Source organism: Amycolatopsis coloradensis (genome assembly GCF_037997115.1).
GTDB lineage: Bacteria > Actinomycetota > Actinomycetes > Mycobacteriales > Pseudonocardiaceae > Amycolatopsis > Amycolatopsis coloradensis_A.
In genome coordinates this window covers 7,433,152-7,455,287 of sequence record NZ_CP150484.1, presented here as the reverse complement: position 1 = coordinate 7,455,287, position 22,136 = coordinate 7,433,152, and the positions used below count along the sequence as shown (strand labels likewise).

The 22,136-nt window shown below is 68.2% G+C and carries 21 protein-coding genes; 12 read left to right on the top strand and 9 right to left on the bottom strand.

The annotated features are described in order from the left end of the window. Window positions 1-43: 43 nt before the first annotated feature. The gene (locus LCL61_RS34695; protein ID WP_340683659.1) at window positions 44-826 is read left to right on the top strand and encodes a TetR/AcrR family transcriptional regulator C-terminal domain-containing protein; all 783 of its coding nucleotides are present in this window, start codon (window positions 44-46) and stop codon (window positions 824-826) included. 10 nt (window positions 827-836) lie between these two features. Continuing rightward, window positions 837-1,268 (top strand): nitroreductase/quinone reductase family protein, encoded by a 432-nt coding sequence (locus LCL61_RS34690; RefSeq protein WP_340683658.1) that lies wholly within the window; start codon window positions 837-839, stop codon window positions 1,266-1,268. A gap of 320 nt (window positions 1,269-1,588) precedes the next feature. On the opposite strand, the gene argG is transcribed toward LCL61_RS34690, so the two are convergent. Further along, on the bottom strand, window positions 1,589-3,037 hold the full coding sequence (gene argG, locus LCL61_RS34685) for an argininosuccinate synthase (RefSeq protein ID WP_340683657.1): 1,449 nt from the start codon (window positions 3,035-3,037) through the stop codon (window positions 1,589-1,591). 518 nt (window positions 3,038-3,555) lie between these two features. On the opposite strand from argG, the gene LCL61_RS34680 reads away from it, so the two are divergent. From LCL61_RS34680 to LCL61_RS34670, 3 genes are read left to right on the top strand one after another with little or no spacing between them, the layout of a single operon-like run. Continuing rightward, window positions 3,556-4,071 carry a pyridoxamine 5'-phosphate oxidase family protein gene (locus tag LCL61_RS34680; RefSeq protein WP_340683656.1) on the top strand — a complete coding sequence of 172 codons (516 nt, stop codon included), beginning with the start codon at window positions 3,556-3,558 and terminating at the stop codon, window positions 4,069-4,071. Window positions 4,072-4,119: 48 nt separating this feature from the next. Next, window positions 4,120-5,649, top strand: coding sequence for a GAF domain-containing sensor histidine kinase (locus tag LCL61_RS34675; RefSeq protein WP_340683655.1), 1,530 nt, complete (start codon window positions 4,120-4,122; stop codon window positions 5,647-5,649). Continuing rightward, entirely contained in the window at window positions 5,646-6,293 is a 648-nt protein-coding gene (locus LCL61_RS34670; protein ID WP_340683654.1) for a response regulator transcription factor, read from the top strand. The genes LCL61_RS34675 and LCL61_RS34670 overlap by 4 nt, the downstream gene beginning before the upstream one ends. On the opposite strand, the gene LCL61_RS34665 is transcribed toward LCL61_RS34670, so the two are convergent. After that, window positions 6,290-6,922: a sigma-70 family RNA polymerase sigma factor gene (locus tag LCL61_RS34665; protein WP_340683653.1), complete on the bottom strand. Its 633-nt coding sequence runs from the start codon at window positions 6,920-6,922 to the stop codon at window positions 6,290-6,292. The genes LCL61_RS34670 and LCL61_RS34665 overlap by 4 nt on opposite strands. 243 nt (window positions 6,923-7,165) lie before the next feature. Between LCL61_RS34665 and LCL61_RS34660 the strand changes: the two genes are divergently transcribed. Beyond that, a complete protein-coding gene (locus LCL61_RS34660) occupies window positions 7,166-8,935 on the top strand; it encodes a glycoside hydrolase family 18 protein (RefSeq protein WP_340683652.1) in 1,770 nt (589 codons plus the stop codon). A gap of 396 nt (window positions 8,936-9,331) precedes the next feature. On the opposite strand, the gene LCL61_RS34655 is transcribed toward LCL61_RS34660, so the two are convergent. From LCL61_RS34655 to LCL61_RS34645, 3 genes are all read right to left on the bottom strand, one after another. Then, window positions 9,332-10,696 carry a cellulose binding domain-containing protein gene (locus LCL61_RS34655; RefSeq protein ID WP_340683651.1) on the bottom strand — a complete coding sequence of 455 codons (1,365 nt, stop codon included), beginning with the start codon at window positions 10,694-10,696 and terminating at the stop codon, window positions 9,332-9,334. Window positions 10,697-10,706: 10 nt separating this feature from the next. After that, window positions 10,707-12,344, bottom strand: a complete 1,638-nt coding sequence (locus LCL61_RS34650; protein ID WP_340683650.1) for a glycosyl hydrolase family 18 protein — start codon at window positions 12,342-12,344, stop codon at window positions 10,707-10,709. A gap of 261 nt (window positions 12,345-12,605) precedes the next feature. After that, window positions 12,606-13,037 (bottom strand): RpiB/LacA/LacB family sugar-phosphate isomerase, encoded by a 432-nt coding sequence (locus tag LCL61_RS34645; RefSeq protein ID WP_340683649.1) that lies wholly within the window; start codon window positions 13,035-13,037, stop codon window positions 12,606-12,608. 60 nt (window positions 13,038-13,097) lie between these two features. Between LCL61_RS34645 and LCL61_RS34640 the strand changes: the two genes are divergently transcribed. Beyond that, on the top strand, window positions 13,098-13,727 hold the full coding sequence (locus LCL61_RS34640; RefSeq protein WP_340683648.1) for a TetR/AcrR family transcriptional regulator: 630 nt from the start codon (window positions 13,098-13,100) through the stop codon (window positions 13,725-13,727). Here the strand turns inward: LCL61_RS34640 and LCL61_RS34635 are convergent. Further along, window positions 13,724-14,269: a DM13 domain-containing protein gene (locus LCL61_RS34635; protein WP_340683647.1), complete on the bottom strand. Its 546-nt coding sequence runs from the start codon at window positions 14,267-14,269 to the stop codon at window positions 13,724-13,726. The genes LCL61_RS34640 and LCL61_RS34635 overlap by 4 nt on opposite strands. Before the next feature lie 182 nt (window positions 14,270-14,451). Between LCL61_RS34635 and LCL61_RS34630 the strand changes: the two genes are divergently transcribed. Together LCL61_RS34630 and LCL61_RS34625 are read left to right on the top strand one after the other, a co-directional pair. After that, the gene (locus LCL61_RS34630; RefSeq protein WP_425341950.1) at window positions 14,452-15,306 is read left to right on the top strand and encodes a bile acid:sodium symporter family protein; all 855 of its coding nucleotides are present in this window, start codon (window positions 14,452-14,454) and stop codon (window positions 15,304-15,306) included. A 14-nt stretch (window positions 15,307-15,320) separates the two neighbouring features. Continuing rightward, on the top strand, window positions 15,321-16,124 hold the full coding sequence (locus LCL61_RS34625) for an alpha/beta fold hydrolase (protein WP_340683645.1): 804 nt from the start codon (window positions 15,321-15,323) through the stop codon (window positions 16,122-16,124). A 46-nt stretch (window positions 16,125-16,170) separates the two neighbouring features. Here LCL61_RS34625 and LCL61_RS34620 read toward each other — a convergent pair whose 3' ends face one another. Next, window positions 16,171-17,508, bottom strand: a complete 1,338-nt coding sequence (locus tag LCL61_RS34620) for an aspartate aminotransferase family protein (protein ID WP_340683644.1) — start codon at window positions 17,506-17,508, stop codon at window positions 16,171-16,173. A gap of 86 nt (window positions 17,509-17,594) precedes the next feature. On the opposite strand from LCL61_RS34620, the gene LCL61_RS34615 reads away from it, so the two are divergent. Further along, entirely contained in the window at window positions 17,595-18,491 is an 897-nt protein-coding gene (locus LCL61_RS34615; RefSeq protein ID WP_340683643.1) for a LysR family transcriptional regulator, read from the top strand. Here the strand turns inward: LCL61_RS34615 and LCL61_RS34610 are convergent. Further along, window positions 18,412-19,638, bottom strand: coding sequence for an MFS transporter (locus LCL61_RS34610; protein WP_340683642.1), 1,227 nt, complete (start codon window positions 19,636-19,638; stop codon window positions 18,412-18,414). The genes LCL61_RS34615 and LCL61_RS34610 overlap by 80 nt on opposite strands. A gap of 64 nt (window positions 19,639-19,702) precedes the next feature. Between LCL61_RS34610 and LCL61_RS34605 the strand changes: the two genes are divergently transcribed. Together LCL61_RS34605 and LCL61_RS34600 are read left to right on the top strand one after the other, a co-directional pair. After that, a complete protein-coding gene (locus LCL61_RS34605) occupies window positions 19,703-20,071 on the top strand; it encodes a MerR family transcriptional regulator (RefSeq protein ID WP_340683641.1) in 369 nt (122 codons plus the stop codon). A 146-nt stretch (window positions 20,072-20,217) separates the two neighbouring features. Continuing rightward, complete coding sequence (locus LCL61_RS34600; protein ID WP_340683640.1) at window positions 20,218-21,357, top strand: Gfo/Idh/MocA family oxidoreductase; 1,140 nt, start codon at window positions 20,218-20,220, stop codon at window positions 21,355-21,357. Here LCL61_RS34600 and LCL61_RS34595 read toward each other — a convergent pair. After that, window positions 21,354-22,097 carry a GAF and ANTAR domain-containing protein gene (locus tag LCL61_RS34595; RefSeq protein ID WP_340683639.1) on the bottom strand — a complete coding sequence of 248 codons (744 nt, stop codon included), beginning with the start codon at window positions 22,095-22,097 and terminating at the stop codon, window positions 21,354-21,356. The two genes, LCL61_RS34600 and LCL61_RS34595, sit on opposite strands and share 4 nt — an antisense overlap. Between the last annotated feature and the right edge of the window lie 39 nt (window positions 22,098-22,136).

Sequence of the window (22,136 nt, the reverse complement as noted above, 5' to 3'; positions counted from 1 at the left end):
GTGAGGGTAGCAGAGGTTAGTTTATGCTGTAAGGAGTTGGCAAGTGGTCGTCTACGCGGCGCAGGGAGACCCCCGGCGGTCGATGGCACTGCTGTGGCGGACCGAGTCGCCGGACGCCGAGCGACCCGGCCCCAAACCGGGGCTTTCGGTGGGTCTGATCGTCGAAACCGCCATCGCCATCGCGGACGCCGAGGGGATGGCGGGTCTTTCGATGCGGGCCGTCGGGGACCGGCTCGGCCGCACGGCCATGGCGCTCTACACCTATGTCCCGAGCAAGAGCGAACTCGTCGATCTCATGTACGACACGGCGCTCGCCGAGCTTCCGGCCGCTTACGACGGAGACGGCTGGCGGGCCGACGCCGCGCGCTGGGCCGAGGATCTGTGGGACTTCTACCTGCGGCACCCCTGGGTCCTTCAGGTCTCGCAGGCGCGGCCGGTGCTCGGGCCGAACGAGTACGTCGTCCTGGAGGCGCTGGTGAAGATCCTGCGCCGGACCGGATTGCGGCCGACGGCGTTGCGGCGGCTGGTCAGCGCGCTGTACTCGTGCGTGCGCGAGCCTGCCAGGACGGCCTCGGAGGCACGGCTGGCCGAAAAGGTGACCGGGCAGTCCGACGACGAGTGGTGGTACGCGCGCTCCGCGCATCTGAAAGAGGTCTCGCCGGACTTCGCCGAACGTTTCCCGACGTTGACCTGGATGGAGAGTGAGCACGCGTTCCGGATGGAGGACGAGACGGTGTCCTATCTGGAGCAGGAGGCGAGGGAGGCCTTCGAGTTCTCGCTGGCGGTCATCCTGGACGGAATCGAAGTCGCGACGAAAGCGGAGTAGCCTTCTCCGCATGCCCTCCGATTTCGCCTTGAAGACCATGAACGCCGTCCACCGCGTCATCCAGAAGGTCAGCGGCGGCCGCGCCGGCTGGCAGGTCGCCGGGATGACCGTCCTGGAGCTGACCACCATCGGCCGCAAATCCGGCCAGCCGCGCACGGTCCTGCTGACGTCGCCGTTGCGCGAGGGCGACGCGTACGTCATCGTCGCCTCCCGCGGTGGTGACGACCAGCACCCGGCGTGGTTCCTCAACCTCCGCGACAACCCCGAAGTCCAGGTCACGCTGAAGGGCGAGAGTCCGAAGCCGATGATCGCGAGCGTCGCCGACGCCGATCTGCGTGCCCGTCTGTGGCCCAAGATCACCGCGGACTTCAAGAACTACGCGCAGTACCAGACCAAGACCGAACGCGAGATCCCCGTGGTGCTGTTGTCGCCCAAGGCGTAGGTGCGTGTTCGGTCGCAGTACAGCGCGAGCGCGAGGATCCCGTTGTCCACACCGGACATGGCCGTTCCCGCGAGNCGGGTTCTGGCCCGAAACGCCACTCACGACAGCATCAAGAGCGGCACGATCGAAGGCGGCCATGAGCGGACCGCCCACCGCACTCGACACGTTTGCCTTACCCCCAATAAGTGCTGTCCTGGTTCACCAGGGGAGCGGCCCGGGACACCGAGCCGTTACGTTGCATCACCCGCAAGACAAGAACAGCGCCGGGCGAACGGCTTCGATGCCGCGCGCCCGGCGCTTTCGCGTCCCGTTCGTCCGGGTCAGTCCGTGCCGGATTCGATCGCGGCGTGGTCCAGCAGTTCGTCCTCGGCCGAAGCCTTGCCGCGCGAGGCGATCGCCTGCGCGCCGCCCGCGTCCATGGCCCCGATCAGGCCGGTCGACGCGGCCTGCGCGGCGCCGATCAGCGTCGGGTGCCCGCCGCCGACCATGCCGAGCCCGGCGTACTGCTCGAGTTTGGCGCGCGAGTCCGCGATGTCGAGGTTCCGCATGGTGAGCTGGCCGATCCGGTCCACCGGGCCGAACGCCGAGTCCTCGGTGCGCTCCATGGACAGCTTGTCCGGGTGGTAGCTGAAGAACGGGCCGGTGGTGTCGAGGATCGAGTAGTCCTCACCGCGCCGCAGCCGGAGAGTGACCTCGCCGGTGACGGCCGCGCCGACCCACCGCTGCAGCGATTCGCGCAGCATCATCGCCTGCGGGTCCAGCCAGCGGCCTTCGTACATGAGCCTGCCGAGACGACGGCCTTCGTTGTGGTAGCTGGCGAGGGTGTCCTCGTTGTGGATCGCGTTGACGAGCCGCTCGTACGCCGCGTGCAGCAGCGCCATGCCCGGCGCCTCGTAGATACCGCGGCTCTTGGCCTCGATGATCCGGTTCTCGATCTGGTCGGACATGCCGAGCCCGTGCCGCCCGCCGATGGCGTTGGCCTCCAGGACCAGGTCGACCGCGGTGGCGAACTCCTTGCCGTTGATCGTCACCGGGCGGCCCTGTTCGAAGCCGATCGTGACGTCCTCCTGCGCGATCTCGACCTCGGGGTCCCAGAACCGGACGCCCATGATCGGGTTCACGATCTCGATGCCGGTGTCGAGGTGTTCCAGCGACTTGGCCTCGTGCGTCGCGCCCCAGATGTTCGCGTCGGTGGAGTAGGCCTTCTCGGTGCTGTCCCGGTACGGCAGGCCGTGGGCCTGCAGCCACTCGGACATTTCCTTGCGTCCGCCGAGCTCGCTGACGAACGCGGCGTCCAGCCACGGCTTGTAGATCCGCAGGGACGGGTTCGCGAGCAGCCCGTAGCGGTAGAACCGCTCGATGTCGTTGCCCTTGAAGGTGGACCCGTCGCCCCAGATCTGGACGTCGTCCTCGAGCATCGCGCGCACCAGCAGCGTGCCGGTGACCGCGCGGCCGAGCGGGGTCGTGTTGAAGTAGGTGCGGCCGCCGTTGCGGATGTGGAAGGCGCCGCAGGCCAGCGCCGCGAGCCCTTCCTCGACCAGCGCGGCCTTGCAGTCGACGGCGCGCGCGATCTCGGCGCCGTAGGCCTTCGCCCGGCCCGGGACCGACGCGATGTCGGGTTCGTCGTACTGGCCGATGTCAGCGGTGTAGGTGCACGGCACTGCACCCTTCTCGCGCATCCACGCGACCGCTACCGAGGTGTCGAGGCCGCCGGAGAAGGCGATCCCGACGCGTTCGCCGACAGGCAGAGAGGTGAGTACCTTGGACATGATGGAAGTATATGCATAAGAGTGTATGACCATGCAAGCCGGGGTGGGCAGGGCAACTCGGGTGGGTGGCCGCGTGGGTCGTGAGTGGCGATTCGGGTTCTAACCCGAATCGCCACTCGCGAGGCGTTCGGTGGGCTCGGTACCGGCGCCCGCGCCCGCCAGTACAGGAAGGGGACCTTCATGTACTTGGCAAGGTGTGAAGGTCGAGTTTCCTCGGCTGAGCCGAGGGAAGGGGGCCTTCACGCGCGGCCGCTGTGCCTGCTGTGCCTGCTGTGGTCGCTGGTGCACCTGGGACGAGAGCGGCGCCCCTGAAGGTAGTGAAGGCCTCCTTCACTACCTTCAGGGTAGGCAAGGAGGCCTTCACTACCTGACCCACGATCAGCCGTAGTCAAACCCAGTCAGTAGGTACCTAAGGCACTCTTGGCCCTAACCGTCCTTACCACTCACGACCGCCTGGCCCCATCCCCCGCACGGGCCGGGTCCATCGGCCCTACCGGCGAGTCGGTAAGCCGGGGACCGTGGCTCTCGACGAACCACACGACGAGAACGCGGGGATGCCGATGTCCGACTCCTTGGGTCTCGCGACGCTCGGCCGCGAGCAGTGCCTGGCACTGCTCGCGGGTGCCGGGCTCGGCCGGGTGGTGTTCACTTCGCGGGCCATGCCCGCGATCCAGCCCGCGCGGTTCGCGCTCCACCACGGCGCGATCGTGGTCCGGACGCCGTCACAGAGCGCGTTGTTCGCCGGGATACTCGACAGTGTGGTGGCGTTCGCCGTCGACGAGTTCGGAAAGGACCTGGAGACGGGCTGGTTCGTCACCGTCGTCGGCCGCGCCTCCGAGGTGCGTGATCCAATCGTGATCGCCGAACTCGAGACCCTGCCGCTGAGCTGCTGGACTGGTCAGGTGGATTCCCGGTACCTTCACATCCCGATCGAATCGGTGACCGGTCGAAGGATCCTCGGCGCTTGCAGTAACGAAGCACTGTCTGTGATCGACGCACCAGATGAGCTATCCGGGCGCGTCTGTCATTCCTGACCCCACTGCCCGGGGAGTTACTCCGGGACGGTGACGTCAGTGCGGCGGATGAGTGCGGCGAGCGACGCCAAGGCGCCCAGGATTCTGGACGCGGTGGCCGGGATCGCCCACGATCTCAGCCTCTCCGACGTTCTGCGGCGGATGGTCGAATCCGCCTGCGAGCTGACCGGTGCGCCGTACGGGGCGCTGAGCGTGCTCGATTCCGACGAGTTCATCCGCTTCGGCGACGCATGGGAGCTGCCGCCGTCCGAGGACGAGTCCCGCGTGATGCCGATCCGCATGCGCGGGCGCATCTTCGGGATGCTGTACCTCGCCCGCAAACCGGACGGCGAGGAGTTCACCGAAGCCGAAGAGGATCTGCTCGTCGCGCTCACCGCGGCGGCCGGTGTGGTGATCGAGAACGCCGCGCTGTTCGAGCAGGTGCAGCGGCGCGAACGCTGGCTCGAAGCCTCGTATCACGTCACCGGCGCGCTCCTGACCGACCAGGATCTGACCGCGACCCTGCGCCTGATCGCCGAGCGCGCCCGCGTCGTCGCCGGTGCCACCGCGGGCGCGGTGGCCCGTCCCCGCGGCGACGGGCAGCTGATCTTCGAGGTCGTCGAGCCGCCGGGCCCGGACGCGGACCGGCTCGCCGGGATCGTCGTGCCGACCGAGGGCACCGCGACCGGGATGGCGTTCACCACCGGCAAACCCGTCGTGGTCCGGGACTACGGCGAGAAGGTCGTCGAGTACCAGAGCGGGCGCGGTGCCGTCATGCCCGCGGCGATCAAGGACCTCGACTCCACGGTCGTCGTCCCGCTGATCGCCGGCGAGGAGAAACTCGGTGTCCTGCTGGTGGCGAAGTTTCGCGACAGGACCCCTTTCTCCGCCTACGACGTCCAGCTCGCGGAGACCTTCGCGGCGCACGCCGCGCTCGCGGTCGAATTCGCCCGCGCGCAGCAGGACAGGCAGCGGCTCGCCGTCTTCGAGGACCGCGATCGGATCGCCCGCGACCTGCACGACCTGGTGATCCAGCGGCTGTTCGCGATCGGGCTCGGTCTGGAGGGACTCAGCAGGCTCGCGGTCGAACCCGCCGTCGCCGGTCGCGTGACCGGGTTCGCGCACGAGATCGACCGCACGATCCGGGAGATCCGCAACAGCATCTTTTCGCTGCAGGAACCGGCGGAAGCACAGGGCAGCCTCCGGTCGGAGCTGCTGCGCGTCGCGCTGGACGCGGGCTGCGCGTCGGAACCCCGGGTCGGGTTCGACGGGCCGCTCGACTCGAGCGTGCCGGACACCGTCCGCTCGGACCTCATCGCGACCCTGCGCGAGGCACTGTCCAATGTGGTCAGACACGCCGCGGCGACGACGGTTTCGGTCGACGTCTCGGTCGACCGCGACGGGCGACGGCTGAAGCTTTCGGTGGTGGACGACGGCGTCGGCATGCCCGCCGAACCAGGTCATCGCAGCGGGGTGGCGAACCTCGCCGAACGCGCGGCACGCTGGAACGGGTCGTTCAGCGTCGAAGCGAGGCCGGAGGGCGGGACGAGGCTCGACTGGTCGGTGGAGCTGCCGGCCCGACAGGGGAGCGTGGGATGACGATTTCGGTGTTCCTGCTGGACGATCACGAACTCGTCCGCACCGGGCTGAAGACCGTCTTCGAGGCCGAGGACGATCTCACCGTGGTCGGCGAGGCGTCCACGGCCGCCGAGGCCTACGTGCGGATCCCCGCGGTCAAACCCCAGGTCGCGGTGCTCGACGTCCGGCTGCCGGACGGTGAAGGGGTCAGCGTCTGCCGGGAGATCCGGGCGTCCGTCGATCCGCCGCCCGCCTGCCTGATGCTGACCTCTTATTCGGACGACGACGCGTTGTTCGGCGCGATCATGGCGGGTGCGGCCGGGTACATGCTCAAGCAGGTCTCCGGCGACGCGCTCGTCAAGGCGGTCCGCACGGTCGCCGCGGGCGGATCGCTCCTGGACAGCACGCTGACAGCGTCGGTGATGAACCGGCTGCGCGGGGAGAGTGACCTCCAGGACCCGCGATACGAACAGCTGAGCCCGCAGGAGCGGCGGGTGCTCGACCACATCGCCGACGGGCTGACGAACCGCCAGATCGCGGAAAAGCTGTACCTGGCGGAGAAGACGGTCAAGAACTACGTGTCGTCCCTGCTGCACAAGCTCGGTTTCGAACGCCGGACCGCCGCCGCCGTCTACGCCACGCAACGCCGCAGGTCCACCTCCTAGAAGAAGGTGAACCCGCCGGCGAAATCGGGATCCGCGCGCAGCACCCGGCGCAGTTCGTGGAGCGCCCGGTGCTGGGTGACGCGGACCGCGCCCGCGCTCGCCATGCCCAGCGCGACGGCGGTCTCTTCGGCGCTGTACCCGTGGACCACGCGCAGCACCAGCACGGCGCGTTGCTTCGCCGAAAGGATTTCGAACAGCCGCGACAACCGGCGGCCGCGGTCCGCCTTCTCGACCTCTTCGAACGTCGGATTCCACGGCCCGTCCTGTTCGGGCTCCGGATCGGGCACCGGCGCGGACGGGTCGCGGGCGAGGTTCCGGCGGACGTCGGCGACCTTGTGCGAGGCGATCCCGAAGACGTACGGCAGGAAGCTGTCGTCCTGGTAGCTGTAGCGCGGCAAGGCGACGAGGACGGCCATCAGGACCTCCTGCGTGCAGTCGTCGGCGCTGGAGACGCCGCGTGTCGTCATGCCCAGCCTGCCCACGCAATATCGGAACACGATCGGCCGGAGAAGCGCCAGCAGGCTCCCGACGGCCCGCCGGTCACCCCTGATCGCCGCACGGATCAGTTCACCGTCCGGCTCTCCCGGGCGGGGCTGATATGTCGGGCGTACGGCCTCGGACACGGTCATCACGCCGGATCGGCCGTTCTCGGCGCGCCCCTGTGCGTTTCCATCGTCCCCACCTCCCGAAAGCCCCCAGGCCTGTCTGGCCCTCTTGACGTTACGGAGCGCGTCCGCGCGTCACACCGGTACAGCAGCCCGGAGTAGTCGGGTCTTTAGGCCCTGGTGTCCCCGGGGTATGGACTTTCGCCAGATTGGTCTAGACAATTAGCCCAGCGCGGCGGCAGGCCGCCCTTTCACGGAGGAATCGCGATGAGGCGTTCCAGATCCTTGGCTTTCCTGGCCGTTTTGGTGCTCACCTTCACCGGCCTGATAACGGGCGGCGGCACCGCGAACGCGGCCAACCTGCTCCTCAATCCCGGTTTCGAGGCGGGTTCGACGTCCGGCTGGTCCTGCGCGGCGGGCGCGGCCGTGAGCACACCGGTCCGTTCGGGTGGTCATGCCGTCGCGGTGACGCCCGGCTCGACGATCGGCAAGTGCGCACAGACGGTATCCGTCCAGCCGAACACGACCTACGCGGTTTCGGCCTGGGTGAACGGGAACCCGGTGTACCTCGGGGTCACGGGCGGGCCGTCGACCTGGACCGCGGCGACCTCCTACACGCAGCTGTCGCTTTCGTTCACGACGTCCGCCACGCAGACGACGGCGGAGGTGTACGTCCACGGCTGGTACGGGTCAGGCACCTTCTACGCGGACGACATCAGCCTCGACGGACCCGGCGGTGGCACCCCCGGCGCGCCGACCGCACCGGAGAATCCGGCCGTGGGCACGGTGACGAACTCGTCGATCGCGCTCTCGTGGGGCGCCTCGGCCGGGACGGTGACCGGCTATCGCGTGTACGAGGCAGGCAAGGTGGTCGCGACGGTGACCGGGACTTCGGCGACGATCTCGGGACTGACGGCCTGTTCGTCGCACACCTATTCGGTGGCCGCCTACAACAGCGCGGGCGAGTCGCCGAAGACGACGGAGGTGGGCGCCACGACCTCCGGCTGCGTCGACTCCGGCCTGCCGAAGCACGCGCTGATCGGCTACTTGCACGCGAGTTTCGCCAACGGTTCCGGCTACACGCGGATGGCCGACGTCCCGGCGGCGTGGGACATCATCAACCTGGCCTTCGGTGAACCGACTTCGGTGACGTCCGGAGACATCCGCTTCACGCGGTGCCCGGTCGCCGAATGCCCGGCCGTGGAAAGCGACGCGGACTTCATCGCCGCGATCCGCGCGAAGCAGGCGCAGGGCAAGAAGGTCCTGATCTCCATCGGAGGTCAGAACGGCCAGGTGCAGCTGACCACGACCGCGTCACGCGACGCGTTCGTCAGTTCGGTGTCCGCGATCATCGACCGGTACGGGCTGAACGGGCTCGACATCGACTTCGAGGGCCACTCGCTGTACCTCAACTCCGGCGACAACGACTTCCGCAACCCGACCACTCCGGTGATCGTCAACCTCATCTCGGCGTTGAAGACGCTGAAAGCGAAGTACGGCGCGGGATTCGTGCTGACGATGGCGCCGGAGACGTTCTTCGTGCAGACCGGATACCAGTACTACGGCGGCCTCGGCGGCGCTGACAACCGGACGGGCTCGTACCTGCCGGTGATCCACGCGATGCGGGACGCGCTGACCGTGCTGCACGTCCAGGACTACAACTCCGGGCCGGTGATGGGGCTGGACAACCAGTACCACTTCATGGGCGGCGCGGATTTCCACATCGCGATGACCGACATGATCAAGGCGGGCTTCACGGTGTCCTCGACCGGCTTCCGGTTCCCGGGGCTGCGTGAGGACCAGATCGCGTTCGGCCTGCCGGCCGCGGTGAGCGCGGGCAACGGGCACACCGCGCCGGCGGCGGTGCATGCGGCGCTGAACTGCCTGGTGAAGAACTCCGGATGCGGGTCGTATTCCTTGCGCGGCGGCGCTTCGCCCGCGTTGCGGGGGCTGATGACGTGGTCGATCAACTGGGATCGGTACTACGGGTGGGAGTTCCAGAACGCCCACGAGCCGTTCCTGAACACCCTGCCCTGACCCGCGTTTAGAGGACCAAACGCGTTGCTTCCGAGTACGTGAAGGACCCCTTCCTGTACCTAGGCGCAAGGGAGGGGTCCTTCACGTACCCAGGGCTCGCGTGCGCCTGTCACGGGGGCAAGAAAGGGTTGCGAAAGCCACTTTCGCAACCCCGCCTTCCCCTCAAGCACACCATGAACCACATCGGCGGCGTGGTGAAGGCCCCCTTCACTACCTTCAGGGTAGGCAAGGAGGCCTTCACGACGAGGGAGCCGCGGCACCCGCGAAACCCCGGCAGGCGTGCAAAGGAGCGGGCCCCGCAGACTCGCCACGGACGGATCGGCGTCGCATGCCNGAGGCGTAGGGGACGTCCCGGATCTCGCCGTCCACGAGCACTCGCGCGGTTCAAAGGGGACGTCAGAAGGCCGCGGTGATCCGCGTGAAGTCCCAGTCGTTCTGTGCGATACCACTGCAGTTCTCGGCGACCCCGCCGTTCGGGCAGCCCCGGTCCCGGTTGGTCGACCAGAACGCGAGCCTGGCGATCTTGTTGGTCTTGGACCAATCGGTGATCCGAGTCCAGGTGTCGAGACTCGTCAGCTCCCGCTGGTCCGAAAGACCGTTCATCCCGCTGATGCCCAGATGGCTGTACGCCGTGGCGTCGTTCCACCCGAAGGTCGACTTCAGCTTGTCCCGCAGGCCGTTCGCGGCCCGGATGGTGTTCCCGTACATGTCCGCGCCACCACCGAAATCGAACGGCATGATCGTGTAGACGTCGATCCCGGCGTTCAGCGCCTTCGACTGGTCGATGAGCCGGTTGCCCCAGGAGTTCGGGCCGCTGGTCGTCGTGCCGAAGGTGAGGATGGTCTGGATGCCGGGGTTGTTCGCCTTCACGATCTTCAGCGCGTTCAGCACGCGGTCCTGCACGACCGCGTTCTCGAACTCGTCGGTGTTCTCGATGTCGATGTCGATCGCCTTGAGAGCGTAGGCGTCGATCACCTTCTGGTAGGCCCCGGCGAGCGCTTCCGGCGTCGAGCAGTTCGGGCCGAGTTTGTTGCCGCTCCACCCGCCGAAGGACGGCACGATCTGTCCGCCCGCGGCCTTGATCTGCGCGATCGCGTTCGCGTCGACGCCGCCCTGCAGCGGACGGCTGCCGTCCCAAGCGGGATTGCACCCACCGGACGACAGGATGAACGCCATCGTGAACCACTTGATCCCGGTCGCGTTCATGACCGTCTGCGGGTTCGGCGGGCTGCCCCAGCCCATGTACAGGTACGGCGCGCCACGGCCGCCGGGCAACGGCGGGTTGGTCGTGGTCGTCGTCGGAGAGGTCGTGGTCGTGGTCGTGGTGGTCTGCGTCGTGGTCGGACCGCCCCCGCCCGGATCGCAGGACCCACCGTTGATCTTGCAGTTCGCCGGGGCGACGTAGCCCCCGGAGTACTTGACGTTGAAGCCGAAGCTGGTGGAACCGCCGTGGGAAAGGTTGCCGTTCCAGGTGTTCTTCACCGTCACGTGCTGGCCGGAGACCGAGTAACTGCCGTCCCACAGCGAAGCGATCGAGTGCCCCGCGGGGAGGTCGAATTCGACCGTCCACGAGGGAAGGCTCGATCCGGAGTTGTTGCTGATCGTGTACTTGCCTTCCCAGCCGGAGCCCCAATCGGAGCCCTTGCTGAAGGCGGCGCCGACGCCGCCGGCCGCGGAGGCCGGCGCGATCACGAGGACCGCGCCGGCCGTTGCGGCAGCGGCGGCCAGGCCCACGGCCTGGATCCAAGTCCGCTTAGCCACTGTCAACCTCTCAGTTCAGGCCGTTGCGCATGGCCGTGACGAGCTCACCGTTGGAGGTGTCACCACTGAGTTCCCAGAAGAACGCGCCGCCGAGACCCTGGTTCTTGGTCCAGCCCATCTTTCCGTTGATGGTCGCGGGAGTGTCGTAGCTCCACCAGTTGTTGCCGCACTTCGCGTACGCGGTGCCCGCGATCGTGCCGGTCGACGGGCAGCTGTTCTTGAGGATCTTGTAGTCCTCGATGCCCGCCTCGTAGGTGCCCGGTGCCGCGCCGGTCGCGGTGCCGCCCGGGGCGTCCTGAGTGACGCCGGTCCAGCCTCGGCCGTAGAAACCGATACCCAGCAAAAGTTTGCTCGCCGGGACACCCTTGGCCTTGAGCTTCTGGATGGCGTCGTCGGAGGTGAAGCCCTGCTGCGGGATGCCGGGGTACGAGGTCAGCGGCGAGTGCGGGGCCGTCGGGCCCTGCGCCGCCCAAGCGCCGAAGAAGTCGTACGTCATGACGTTGTACCAGTCGAAGTACGCCGACGCGGGGCCGTAGTCGGCGGCGTCGATCTTGCCGCCGCTGCTGGCGTCCGCGGTGATCGCGGCGGTGACCAGGAACGAGGAGCCGAACTTCGTGCGCAGCGCCTGTGCCACGTTCTTGATCGCGGCCGGGCCGCTGGTGTCACAGGTGAGACCGCAGGCGTTCGGGTATTCCCAGTCGATGTCGATACCGTCGAAGACGTCGGCCCAGCGCGGGTCCTTGATCAGCTTGTAGCAGGATTCCGCGAAGGCGGTGGGGTTCTTCGACGCCTGGCCGAAGCCGCCGGACCAGGTCCAGCCACCGAACGACCACAGCACCTTCAGGCCCGGGTACATCTTCTTCAGCTTGCGTAGCTGGTTGAAGTTACCGCGCAGCGAACCGGCGTCCCACGAGTCCGCGACACCGTCCACACTGGACGCGGCGTCGTAGAACTTGTCGTAGTCGGCGTAGGTGTCGTCGTTGGCGGTGCAGGAACCGTTGGTGACGTTGCCGAACGCGTAGTTGATATGCGTCAGCTTGGCCGCGGAACCGGAAGTGTGAATGTTCTTCACGTGGTAGTTACGGCCGTAGACGCCCCACTGCACGAAGTAGCCAAGGTTCTTCTTCGCGCCCGGGTTCGGGTTCGAAGTCGTGGTGGTCGGCGGGTTGCTCGTGCTCGTCGACGTCGGGGGATTCGACGTGGTGGTGGTCGGTGTGGTCGGCGTCGTGGTCGGGTTACCGCCGCCCGGGTCGCAGGAGCCGCCGTTGATCTTGCAGTTGGCGGGCGCGGTGTAGGCGCCGGAGTACTTGACGTTGAAGCCGAAGCTGGTGGAACCGCCGTGGGAAAGGTTGCCGTTCCAGGTGTTCTTGACGGTCACGTGCTGGCCGGAGACGGTGTAGCTGCCGTCCCACAGCGAAGCGATCGAGTGGCCCGCCGCGAGATCGAACTCGAGGGTCCAGGAGCTCAGGCCGGCTCCGGAGTTGTTGGTGATCGTGTACTTGCCTTCCCAGCCGGAGCCCCAATCCGACCCCTTGGTCAGGGTGGCTCCGACGCCACCGGCCGCGTTCGCCGGCACGGTCACCAGACCGACCGCCAGCGCCGCCACGGCCGTGAACAGGCCGACCAGATGCCATCTTTTTCTCGACATTTCACTCCTTACAACCCGGTGCAGGGAAATGATCTTGGAGATGATTTCGTCAAAGGGAAATCAGCGACATCGCGTTGCCGCGGCCGGAGCCGGGCAGGCGGGGATGCGTCTTCATCGACCACCTCCATGCGGAACGCTTTGTTGCGGGAGACGGTACGTGGTCTGGACCAATATGGGAAGCATCACTACGTAGAGTGGTGATTTTCCTGCGAACGGCCTAATACGTTCGACAGCGTTAACCGTTCACTGGTTCGGTGCCGCCTACCGGCGAAAATCGTCCATTTCGCCGAGCCGGGCGATATTCGCCGATTCGTCGGGGTCGGGCAGGACACCGGAAAGGAACACGTCGGTGATTTCGACGGCCACGTCGGGGGCCAGCCGTTTGAGGCTCAGCGCCAGCACGTTGGCGTCATTCCATTTGCGCGCGCCCGCGGCGATCCAGGTGTCCCAGGCCAGCGCCGCGCGGACCCCGGGGACCTTGTTGGCCGCGATGGCCGTACCCGTCCCGGTCCAGCACATCACCACGCCGAAGTCGGCCTCGCCTTCCGCGACCGCCCTGCCGACGGCCGCGCCGAGTTCCGGCCAGACGTCCGACGTCGCGGGGCGGAGCACCTCGTGGCCGGCCTCGGCGAGATAGGCCTGGACGGCGTCCGTGGTGGCGTTCCGGTCGTCGGCGGCGAAGGCGATCCTCATGTCCGGATCGTAACGCCGCGTCGACGGGTGACGAACCGGAAGTCATGGGAGGATCGCGGCGTGGACTCGTCTGCGGAGGAGCACCAGGTCCAGCGTGACCAGGAGATCGCACGGACACGGATTCTCGACACCGCCGCCCGCCTGATCGGCGAGGCAGGTTTCGCCCGGCTGAAGATCGGCATGATCTGCGCCAGGACCGGCTATCCCAGCGGCGTCGTCTACCAGTTGTTCGGTTCGAAGGAGACGCTGGTGCAGCGGCTCGTCGAGTTCGCCGCGGAGAAGTTCGCCGACGCCTTCGGCGCCGCCGTCGCCACCCGGACCGGCGGGCTGACCCCGAGCCCGATGGACATGCTGCGCGCCCTGCTGGACATCTTCTTCGAGCTGCTCACCGACATGCCGCCGCTGAACCGGGCGTTCGTGGTGCTCTGGACGGACGCGACCGTCGGCGATCCGGCGGTGCGGTCGGCGATGACCGAGGCCGATCGCCGGTACCGTTTCGCCATCGCGCAGACCGTCGCCGCCGGGATCGCGGACGGCTCCATCAGGGGCGTTCGCGACCCGGACGCGTACGCGGCGGCGCTGGTCGGGCAGCTGCGGGGGATCGCCGTGGCCTCGATCATCGATCCCGGCGGCATCGACCTGCGTGCCGTCCGCGCGGAGATGGAGTACGCCGTGGACCGGCTCGCCTAAACGGTTTTGGCCAGCTCTGCCGCGCCGAAGGACACGTTGAACCGGTCGCACCAGATCGTCACGCTCGAATAGCGCGCCAGATCGGTGCCCGCCGGCAGCGTGTAGTTCTGGCTTCCCTTGTTGCCCTTGAGTTTCCCGGCACTCACGTACGCACCGTCGTCGAACACGGACCAGCCGGCCTTGCCGGGGATCACCGGCGCGTCGGTGAGCCAGACCCGCAGATCCGGGCCGTTGCTCGTGTCGAGGTTCTCCAGGCGCAGCACCAGCGATCCGTCGGCCGCGCGCAGGATCCGGACGTCGCCGGTGGTCGCGTGCTCGTGGCTGATCAGCGCGCCGGTCGCCACGACCGTGGGCTCTTTCGGGGCGGGCGTGGCACTTCCGGTGGTTCGGGTGGTGGGCTGGGCTGTCGTTTCGGCGACGGGTAAGGCCTCTTGGACCGTTTCGTTCACCCAGAGCTTCCACGGCTGGAACCAGTAGAGGCCGGCGGCCACCGCCACCACCAGTCCGGCCGCCACGACGGCGAGCACCCGCTTGCGTTTCATGGGGGACATTCAACCGCGCGAACCGTCCGGATCGCCCGGTTCGCCTGGTTACCGACTTCTTACGGCGCCGATCGGGCGGGGTCACGGCTGGGTTTCGGTACCTTGACCCCGTTCACGCCGCTTGACACGATTGCCGATCTGAAAAGGGCATATCGGACGGAGGCCCCTCGATGGGTTCGGCGATGTTTTCCATCCTCCTGCCGGTAGCGCTGGCACTCGTCATGTTCGGGCTGGGGCTGACCCTGACCGTCGGTGACTTCACGCGCGTGCTGAAGTACCCGAAGGCGGCCGTCATCGCGCTGGTGTGCCAGATGATCGTGCTGCCCGTGATCTGCGTCGGCCTTATCGTGGTGTTCGGCCTCGAAGGCGTGCTCGCGGTCGGCATGATGCTGCTCGTCGCCTCGCCCGGCGGGACCTCGGCGAACCTGTTCAGTCACCTCGCCGGCGGCGACGTCGCCCTCAACGTCACGCTCACGGCGATCAACTCGGTACTGGCCGTGTTCACCCTGCCGCTGGTGGTCGGCCTGTCGATGGCCGAATTCCTCGACGGCGGCGCCTCGGTCGGGCTCCAGCCCGCGAAGTTCGTGCAGGTCTTCGCGATCGTGCTGATCCCGGTCGTGCTCGGCATGATCGTGCGGAGCCGGTTCACCGGCTGGGCCGAGCGGATGCGCAAACCGGTCAAGATCGGCTCCGCCGTGGTGCTCGTGCTGGTGATCGCGGCCGCGATCGCGCAGGAGTTCCGGACGCTGGTGGACAACATCGGCACTCTCGGGCCGGTGGCGCTGGCGCTTTCCGTGCTCAGCCTCGCGATCGGGTACTACGTGCCGCGACTGTTCCGGGTGGACCGCGGCCAGGCGATCGCTTCCGCCATGGAGATCGGTGTCCACAATGCCACCCTCGCGATCGCCGTGGCGTATTCCGTGCTCGGCGACAAGGCGATGGCGGTGCCCGCCGGGGTCTACGGCGTGCTCATGTTCCTGCCCGCCGGGATCGCGGCCTTCCTGTTGTCCCGCAGCAGGGAGAGCGCGCCGGTCTGAGCTAGTTTGGGGGCGTGGCTCGTTCCCCCATCGGTGACATCCTCGACGTGAACGGTGTCGCCGTCCATGTGCGTCAGGACGGTGACGGGCCGCCGGTGGTGCTGCTGCACGGGTATTGCGGGTCGGTGCACTGGTTCGACAGGCTCACCCTCGGCCTGGCCGCGCGACATCGGGTGATCCGGGTGGATCTGCTGGGACATGGGTGCACCGGTGGTTCTTCGGGTTTCGACGCGGCGTCGCAGGGGCGCATGGTGGCCGCCGTCCTCGATGCGCTGGACGTCGAGGATGTCCTGGTCGCCGGGCACTCCTTCGGTGCGGACGTTGCCTTGGCGCTGGCCGCGATCTCCCCGCGAGCCGGTTCCCTGGTGCTGATCGGACAGGCGCCGGACTACAGCTACGCGTCCTTTCCGCCGGGCAGTTCGGTGCTGCTGCCGATGGTCAGCGCGCTGGTGCGGCGGGTCGCCGATCGGCGATGGGTCCGGTTCGCGTCCCGGTTCCGCCGAGGCGGCTGGTTCGGCGATCCCTTGCAGGACTTGGCCGATCACGCGGTCACCGCGCCCGCGATGGCGCGCGTGGTGCTCGTGGACCGGGCGAGAGTGCTGGCCGCTCGTCCGTTGGACGAGCAGCTGGCGGCTTTGGCGTTGCCGTGCTTGGTGATTCTCGGGCGACGGGACCGCTTTTACGACTGTGGCAAGACTTCCGCGCGGTATTCGGCGGTCGGGGCCCGGGTGGAGGTCGTGGAGGGTGCCGGGCACTCGCCGTTCTTGGAGCGGCCGGGTGAGGTCGCTCGGTTGCTTCGGGAGTTCATGGCCTCGTGAGTGGTAGGGACGGTTCTAACCGTCCTTACCACTCACGAGACTTGCCTCAAGACCAGCGCGCGCTGGCGTCTCCGATCGCCTTGTCCAGCACCCCCAGCCCCTCCGCCAGTTCGTCTTCGGTGGCCGTCAGCGGGGGAGCGATCCGGAAGACCCCGCCCATCCCCGGCAACTGCACGATGTTCATGTGCAGCCCCAGTTCGAGGCACCGCCGCGTGACGAGCGCGCCCAGTTCGTCGGAGCTGCGTTTCGTGGCCCTGTCCACGACGAGTTCCACGCCGACCAGCAGACCGCGCCCGCGGATGTCGCCGACGACGGGGTGACGGGCGGCGAGGTCGTCGAGACCGCGGCGGAGGAAGGCGCCCAGTTCGGTGGCGCGTTCGTCGAGCCGGTCGCGGGTGAGGACGTCGAGCACGGTGTTCCCGACGGCCGCCACCAGCGGGTCCGCGACGTGCGTGGTGAAGAACAGGTAGCCGCGGTCATGCGCTTCCTGTTCGATTTCGGCGCTCGTGATCACCGCCGCCAGCGGGAGGCCGGCGCCCAGCGTCTTGGACAGGGTGAGGATGTCGGGGACGACGCCGTCGCGTTCGAACGCGTACCAGTTTCCCGTGCGGCACAAGCCGGTCTGTGCCTCGTCGAGGATCAGCAGCATCCCGCGTTCGCGGCACTTCTCTCGCAGAGCGGCGAAATACCCCACCGGTGGTTCGATGATCCCGCCCGAGCTGAGGATCGGTTCGACGATGCACGCCGCGAGGCTGCCGACGGACTGGGCGTCGATCATCTCGAACCCGAAGTCCAGCTGCCGCTTCCAGTCCGGTTCCCCTTCCGGGGTGAGGAAGTCCGGCCGATAGGCGTTCGGCGCGGGAATGGCGAAGTTGCCGGGCGCGGTAGGCCCGTAGCCCTTGCGGCCCGCGCTGTAGGTCGCGTTCGCCGCCGCTTGCGTCATCCCGTGCCACGACCTGGCGAACGACACGATCTCGTGCTTCCCGGTCACGAGTTTCGCCATCCGGATCGCGGCCTCGTTCGACTCCGCGCCGGTGGTCAGCAGCAGCGCCTTTTCCAGCGGTGACGGCAAAGTCTCGGCCAATCGTCGTGCGAGGTCGACGACGGGACGGCTCAGCATCCCACTGAACAGATGGTCGAGCGAGCCGATCTGCCGTCGTACGGTCTCGACGATCTCGGGATGCGAATGCCCGAGGATCGCGCTCATCTGCCCGGAAGTGAAGTCGAGGATCCGCCGCCCGGACTCGGTGAACAGGTAGCTCCCGGCGGCGTGGTCGATGATCTCGCGGGTGAAGTCGCCGGCCCCGGCGTAGCGCACGAGGTGCCGGTCGGCGTCGGCCCAGAAACGGTCGGCGGTGGACAGGTCGGTGATGGGAGCAGCCATGTCTCGACGGTAAGTCCCCGCCGAGCGACACGTCCATCTCACGATTCCGGCTGTGCTGTTCGGCTGATCCGTACAACAATGGCGCCATGCTCAACCCCTGGAGGCTCAGCCTGCTGAGCAGGCTGGACACGCTCGGCACCGTCCGCGCGGTCGCGAAAGCGGCCAACCTGAGCGCGTCGAGCGTGTCCCAGCAGCTCGCGGTCCTCGAGGCCGAGACGCGCACGCAGCTGCTGGAGCGCACCGGTCGCCGCGTCCGGCTGACCCCGGCCGGGCGGATGCTGGCCCGCCGCGCGAGGGAGATCCTCGACCACATGGACACCGTCGAGGCCGAGCTGCGCGGTCTGGGTGAGGGACCGGCGGGCCTCGTCCGCCTCGGCGCCTTCCAGAGTTCGATCCACACCATCGCCGTCCCCGCGGTGAACCGGCTGGCGCGCTCGCATCCGCGCCTGCAGATCGAACTGCTCGAACTCGAACCGCACGTGAGCATGCCCGCGCTCCGCGTCGGTGACGCCGACGTCATCATCACCACCACGGATTTCGTCGAGCAGCCGCTGGGGCCCGACGTCGAACTCGTACCGCTCGCGACCGACCCGATCGTGCTCGTCGTCCCGCCCGGTCATCCGGCCGCGGGCCGCGGCCCCGCCGACCTCGCCGCCTACGCGAGCGAGCCCTGGGCGTTCGACATCCCCCAGTCGTACATGGCGAACCTCGCCACCCGGCTCTGCCGCGAAGCCGGTTTCGAGCCGCGCGTGATCGCCCGGTTCAGCAACTACATGATGACCTTGCAGCACGTCGAGGCCGGGCTTTCGATCGCTCTCCTGCCCGGCCTCGCCGTCGACCGGCGCTACCGTGTCGCCACCCGTGAGCTCGCGACGCCGGTCGACCGCTCCATCACCGCGGCGGTCAGGCGCGGGTCCGCGCCTCGCGCCGCCGTCGACCTGGTTCTCGAGGCGATCCGGAGTCATCCGGAACTGCCGCTGTGAACCCGTGCCGCCGCGCCACCAGCACCACGGCCAGCGTCGGCACGAGCAGCACCAGGACACTCCAGGGGAACGACCCCGCGCCGAAGCCGTCGAGGAGGACGCCACCGGCGATCCCGCCGCCCGCCATCGCCGCGTTCCACAGGGTGACCAGCATGGCCTGCGCGATATCCGCCGCGCCGCCCTTGTCGCCCGCCTGCGCGGCGGCGGTCTGCAGCAGCGTCGGGATGCCACCCCAGCCGAGCCCCCACAGCGTCACCGCGAGATAGACCAGTGCCGGACTTTCACCCAGCAGAGCCAAAATCGTCGCTCCGAGCGCCACGAGAAGGGTGCCGCCGACGGTCAGCGGACGCAGCCGCCGGTCGATGAAGAGGCCGACGAACCAGATGCTGACCATCGACGCCAGCCCGAACACCAGCAGGATCCGATCGACCGAGCCGCCCATCGACACGTGTTCGAGGAAGGTGGCGATGTAGGTGTAGAGGATGTTGTGCGCCAGCACGAACGTCAGCGTCACGAACAGGACCGCGGCCACGCCGGGCACGGCGAGGGTCCGGCGCACCGGGAGCCTGCCGCCCTTGTCCTGCCCGGGGAAGTCGGGGACGGCCAGCGCGATCCAGCCGAGCAGGCCGAGCGCGAGCGCCGACATGAGCGAGAACGTCACTTGCCAGCCGAAGAGGCCGCCCAGGAAGGTGCCGGCGGGGATGCCGAGCGAGAGCGCGAGCGGGATGCCGGTCATCACGACGGCGATCGCCTTGCCCCGCACCGGTTCCGGCGCCAGCCGCCGGGCGTAGCCGGCCAGCAGGGCCCAGACCACGCCCGCCGCGATGCCGGCGACGAACCGCGCGCCGAGGGTCAGGGGATAGTTCGTGGACAGCGCCGTGACCGTGTTGGCGACGGCGAAACCGGCCACTCCGGTCAGGAGCAAGCGTTTGCGGCGCCAGCCCGCGGTCGCGGCGGACAGGGGGATCGCGGTCAGCGCGGTGCCGATGGCGTACACCGTCACCAGTTGCCCGGTCGCCGCTTCGCCGACGCCGAGGCCGGCGCTCATCGCGGGCAGCACCCCCGCGGGCAGGGCTTCGGTGAGGACGGTGACGAAAGCCGCCGTGGTCAGCGCGAGCAGCGCGCCGAGTGGGAGTTTCGTGGTCATGCTCCGTATGCTCGAACCATCACATAGATGTGAAGGTCAAGTCGGCCGGGGTGAGGTGGCGCACATGCGGATCGGGGAGCTGTCGGAGCGGACGGGCACGTCGCGCCGTCTGCTGCGGTACTACGAGGAGCAGGGACTCATCGTCTCGGAGCGGCTGCCCAACGGCTACCGCGACTACGCCGAGCCGTCGGTCGACCGGGTCATCCAGGTCCGGGGCCTGCTCGACGCCGGGCTGCCGACCCGGATCATCAAGCAGATCCTGCCGTGCCTGGACAAACCCCGGCAGATCTACTTCCCGGACGCGACCCCGGAGATGCTCGGAACCCTGGAAGCCGAGCGCGACCGGATGACCCGGCGTGCCGAATGCCTGCTCCGCAACCGGGACGCCATCACCGAATACCTCGACGCCGTCCGCGGCCGTGCCCTGAGCTGAAGGGAACTTTCCCCGCATCCGATAGGGGGAAAGCGCCCTTCGCCGCGTCTCATGTGGGGAAAGTCCCCTTCGGCCCGGCTCGGTCTTGACAGGGCGAGAAAGCGCTTTCAGGATGTGGGCAGGAAAGCGCTTTCAAAGGAGAACGGATGACCACGCGGAAACTCGGCGTCGTGATGAACGGCGTCACCGGGCGGATGGGCTATCGGCAGCACCTGGTGCGCTCGGTCCTGGCGATCAGGGAGGCCGGCGGGGTCGAGCTGGCCGACGGTTCGCGGGTTCAGCTGGAGCCGGTCCTGGTGGGGCGCAACGCGGACAAGCTCGAAGAGATCGCCACCCGGCATGGCCTGACCCGCTGGACCACCGACCTCGACGCCGCGCTCGGCGACGACGACCTCCCGCTCTACTTCGACGCGCAGCTGACCGCGGTCCGCGAGAAGTCGATCGTCCGTGCCATCGACGCGGGCAAGCACATCTACACCGAGAAACCGGTGGCCGAGTCGGTCGAAGGCGCGCTCGCCCTGGCACGGCACGCCGAGGCGGCCGGGGTCAAGAACGGCGTCGTCCACGACAAGCTGTACCTGCCCGGCCTGCTCAAGCTGAAGCGCCTGATGGACAGCGGCTTCTTCGGCCAGGTGCTGTCCGTGCGCGGCGAGTTCGGCTATTGGGTCTTCGAGGGCGACTGGCAGTCGGCGCAGCGTCCCAGCTGGAACTACCGCGCCGAAGACGGCGGCGGCATCGTCGTCGACATGTTCTGCCACTGGAACTACGTGCTGGAGAACCTCTTCGGCGCCGTCAACGCCGTGACCGCGAAGGCCGTCACGCACATCCCGGAGCGCGTCGACGAGAAGGGCGACCGGTACGCCGCGACTGCCGACGACTCCGCGTACGCGATTTTCGAGCTCGAAGGTGGGATCATCGCCCAGCTCAACTCGTCCTGGTGCGTGCGGGTCCACCGCGACGAACTGGTCGAGTTCCAGGTCGACGGTACCAAGGGCAGCGCCGTCGCGGGCCTGCACAAATGCGTCATCCAGCCGAGGGAGGCCACGCCGAAGCCGGTGTGGAACCCGGACCTCGCCGAGACGCGGTCGTACCGTTCGCAGTGGCAGGAAGTGCCGGACAACGAGGACTTCGGCAACGGTTTCCGCGCCCAGTGGGAGCAGTTCGTCCGCCACGTGGTGGAGGAAGCGCCGCATCCCTACGACTTCATGGCGGGGGTGCGCGGCATCCGGCTCGCGGAAGCCGGCCTGGAGTCCTCGCGCGAGAACCGCCGGGTCTCGCTGGGCTAATGCCCGAAAACCGCTCTCGGGTCTTCCGCGATCAGCACCGAGATCTCCCGGATCTTGCGGTTCGTGTGCTGCGACGCCTCGGTGAGCCAGCGGAAGGCTTCCTCGGCGTTCAGCTCCAGACGAGCCATCACGATCCCCTTCGCGGTGGCGATGGCGTCCCTGGTCTCCAGCGCGGTGACCAGGGTCTCCGCCTGTCGTTCGGCGGCGGCCCAGCGGGACGCGGTCAGGATGATCGCCGAGATGGCCGAGGTGAACATCGCGATCAGGGCCGCCTCGACCGGGTCGAAGGCGTTCTCCTGGAAGCTCCAGACATTGAGCGCACCGGCCAGCGGCTCGGTCTCGCGCCGCTTGAAGTGGGATACACCGGGGACGAACAACGGGCAGGCCAGCGCGGTCCGCACGCCGAGCTGGTCGGCGGCGGCCGCGAAATCCGGCCAGCGCGCGGCCGCGTCGGCGTCCAGCAGGGTGCGGACGATCGACGCGCTCTCGGCGGCTTTCAGGCAGGGGCCTTCGTCCGCGCTGTACTGCGCCTTGTCCAGGGCCAGCAGGGACTCGTCGGTGGCGGCGACGGTGCTCGGCTCGTTGTCGGAGTACAGCGTCACCGTGGCCGCGTCCGCGCCCGGCAGCAGCCCGACCACCTTCTTCGCCACCCGTTCCAGCAACTCGTCGCGGGGCTCGTCGAGCCGCATCGACTCGGTGAGCTCCCGCAACGCCGAAGCGGTGTCGCGAAACTGATCCATTGTGGCCCTTTCCTCGGACGGCGGATTTCGCCGTCCACC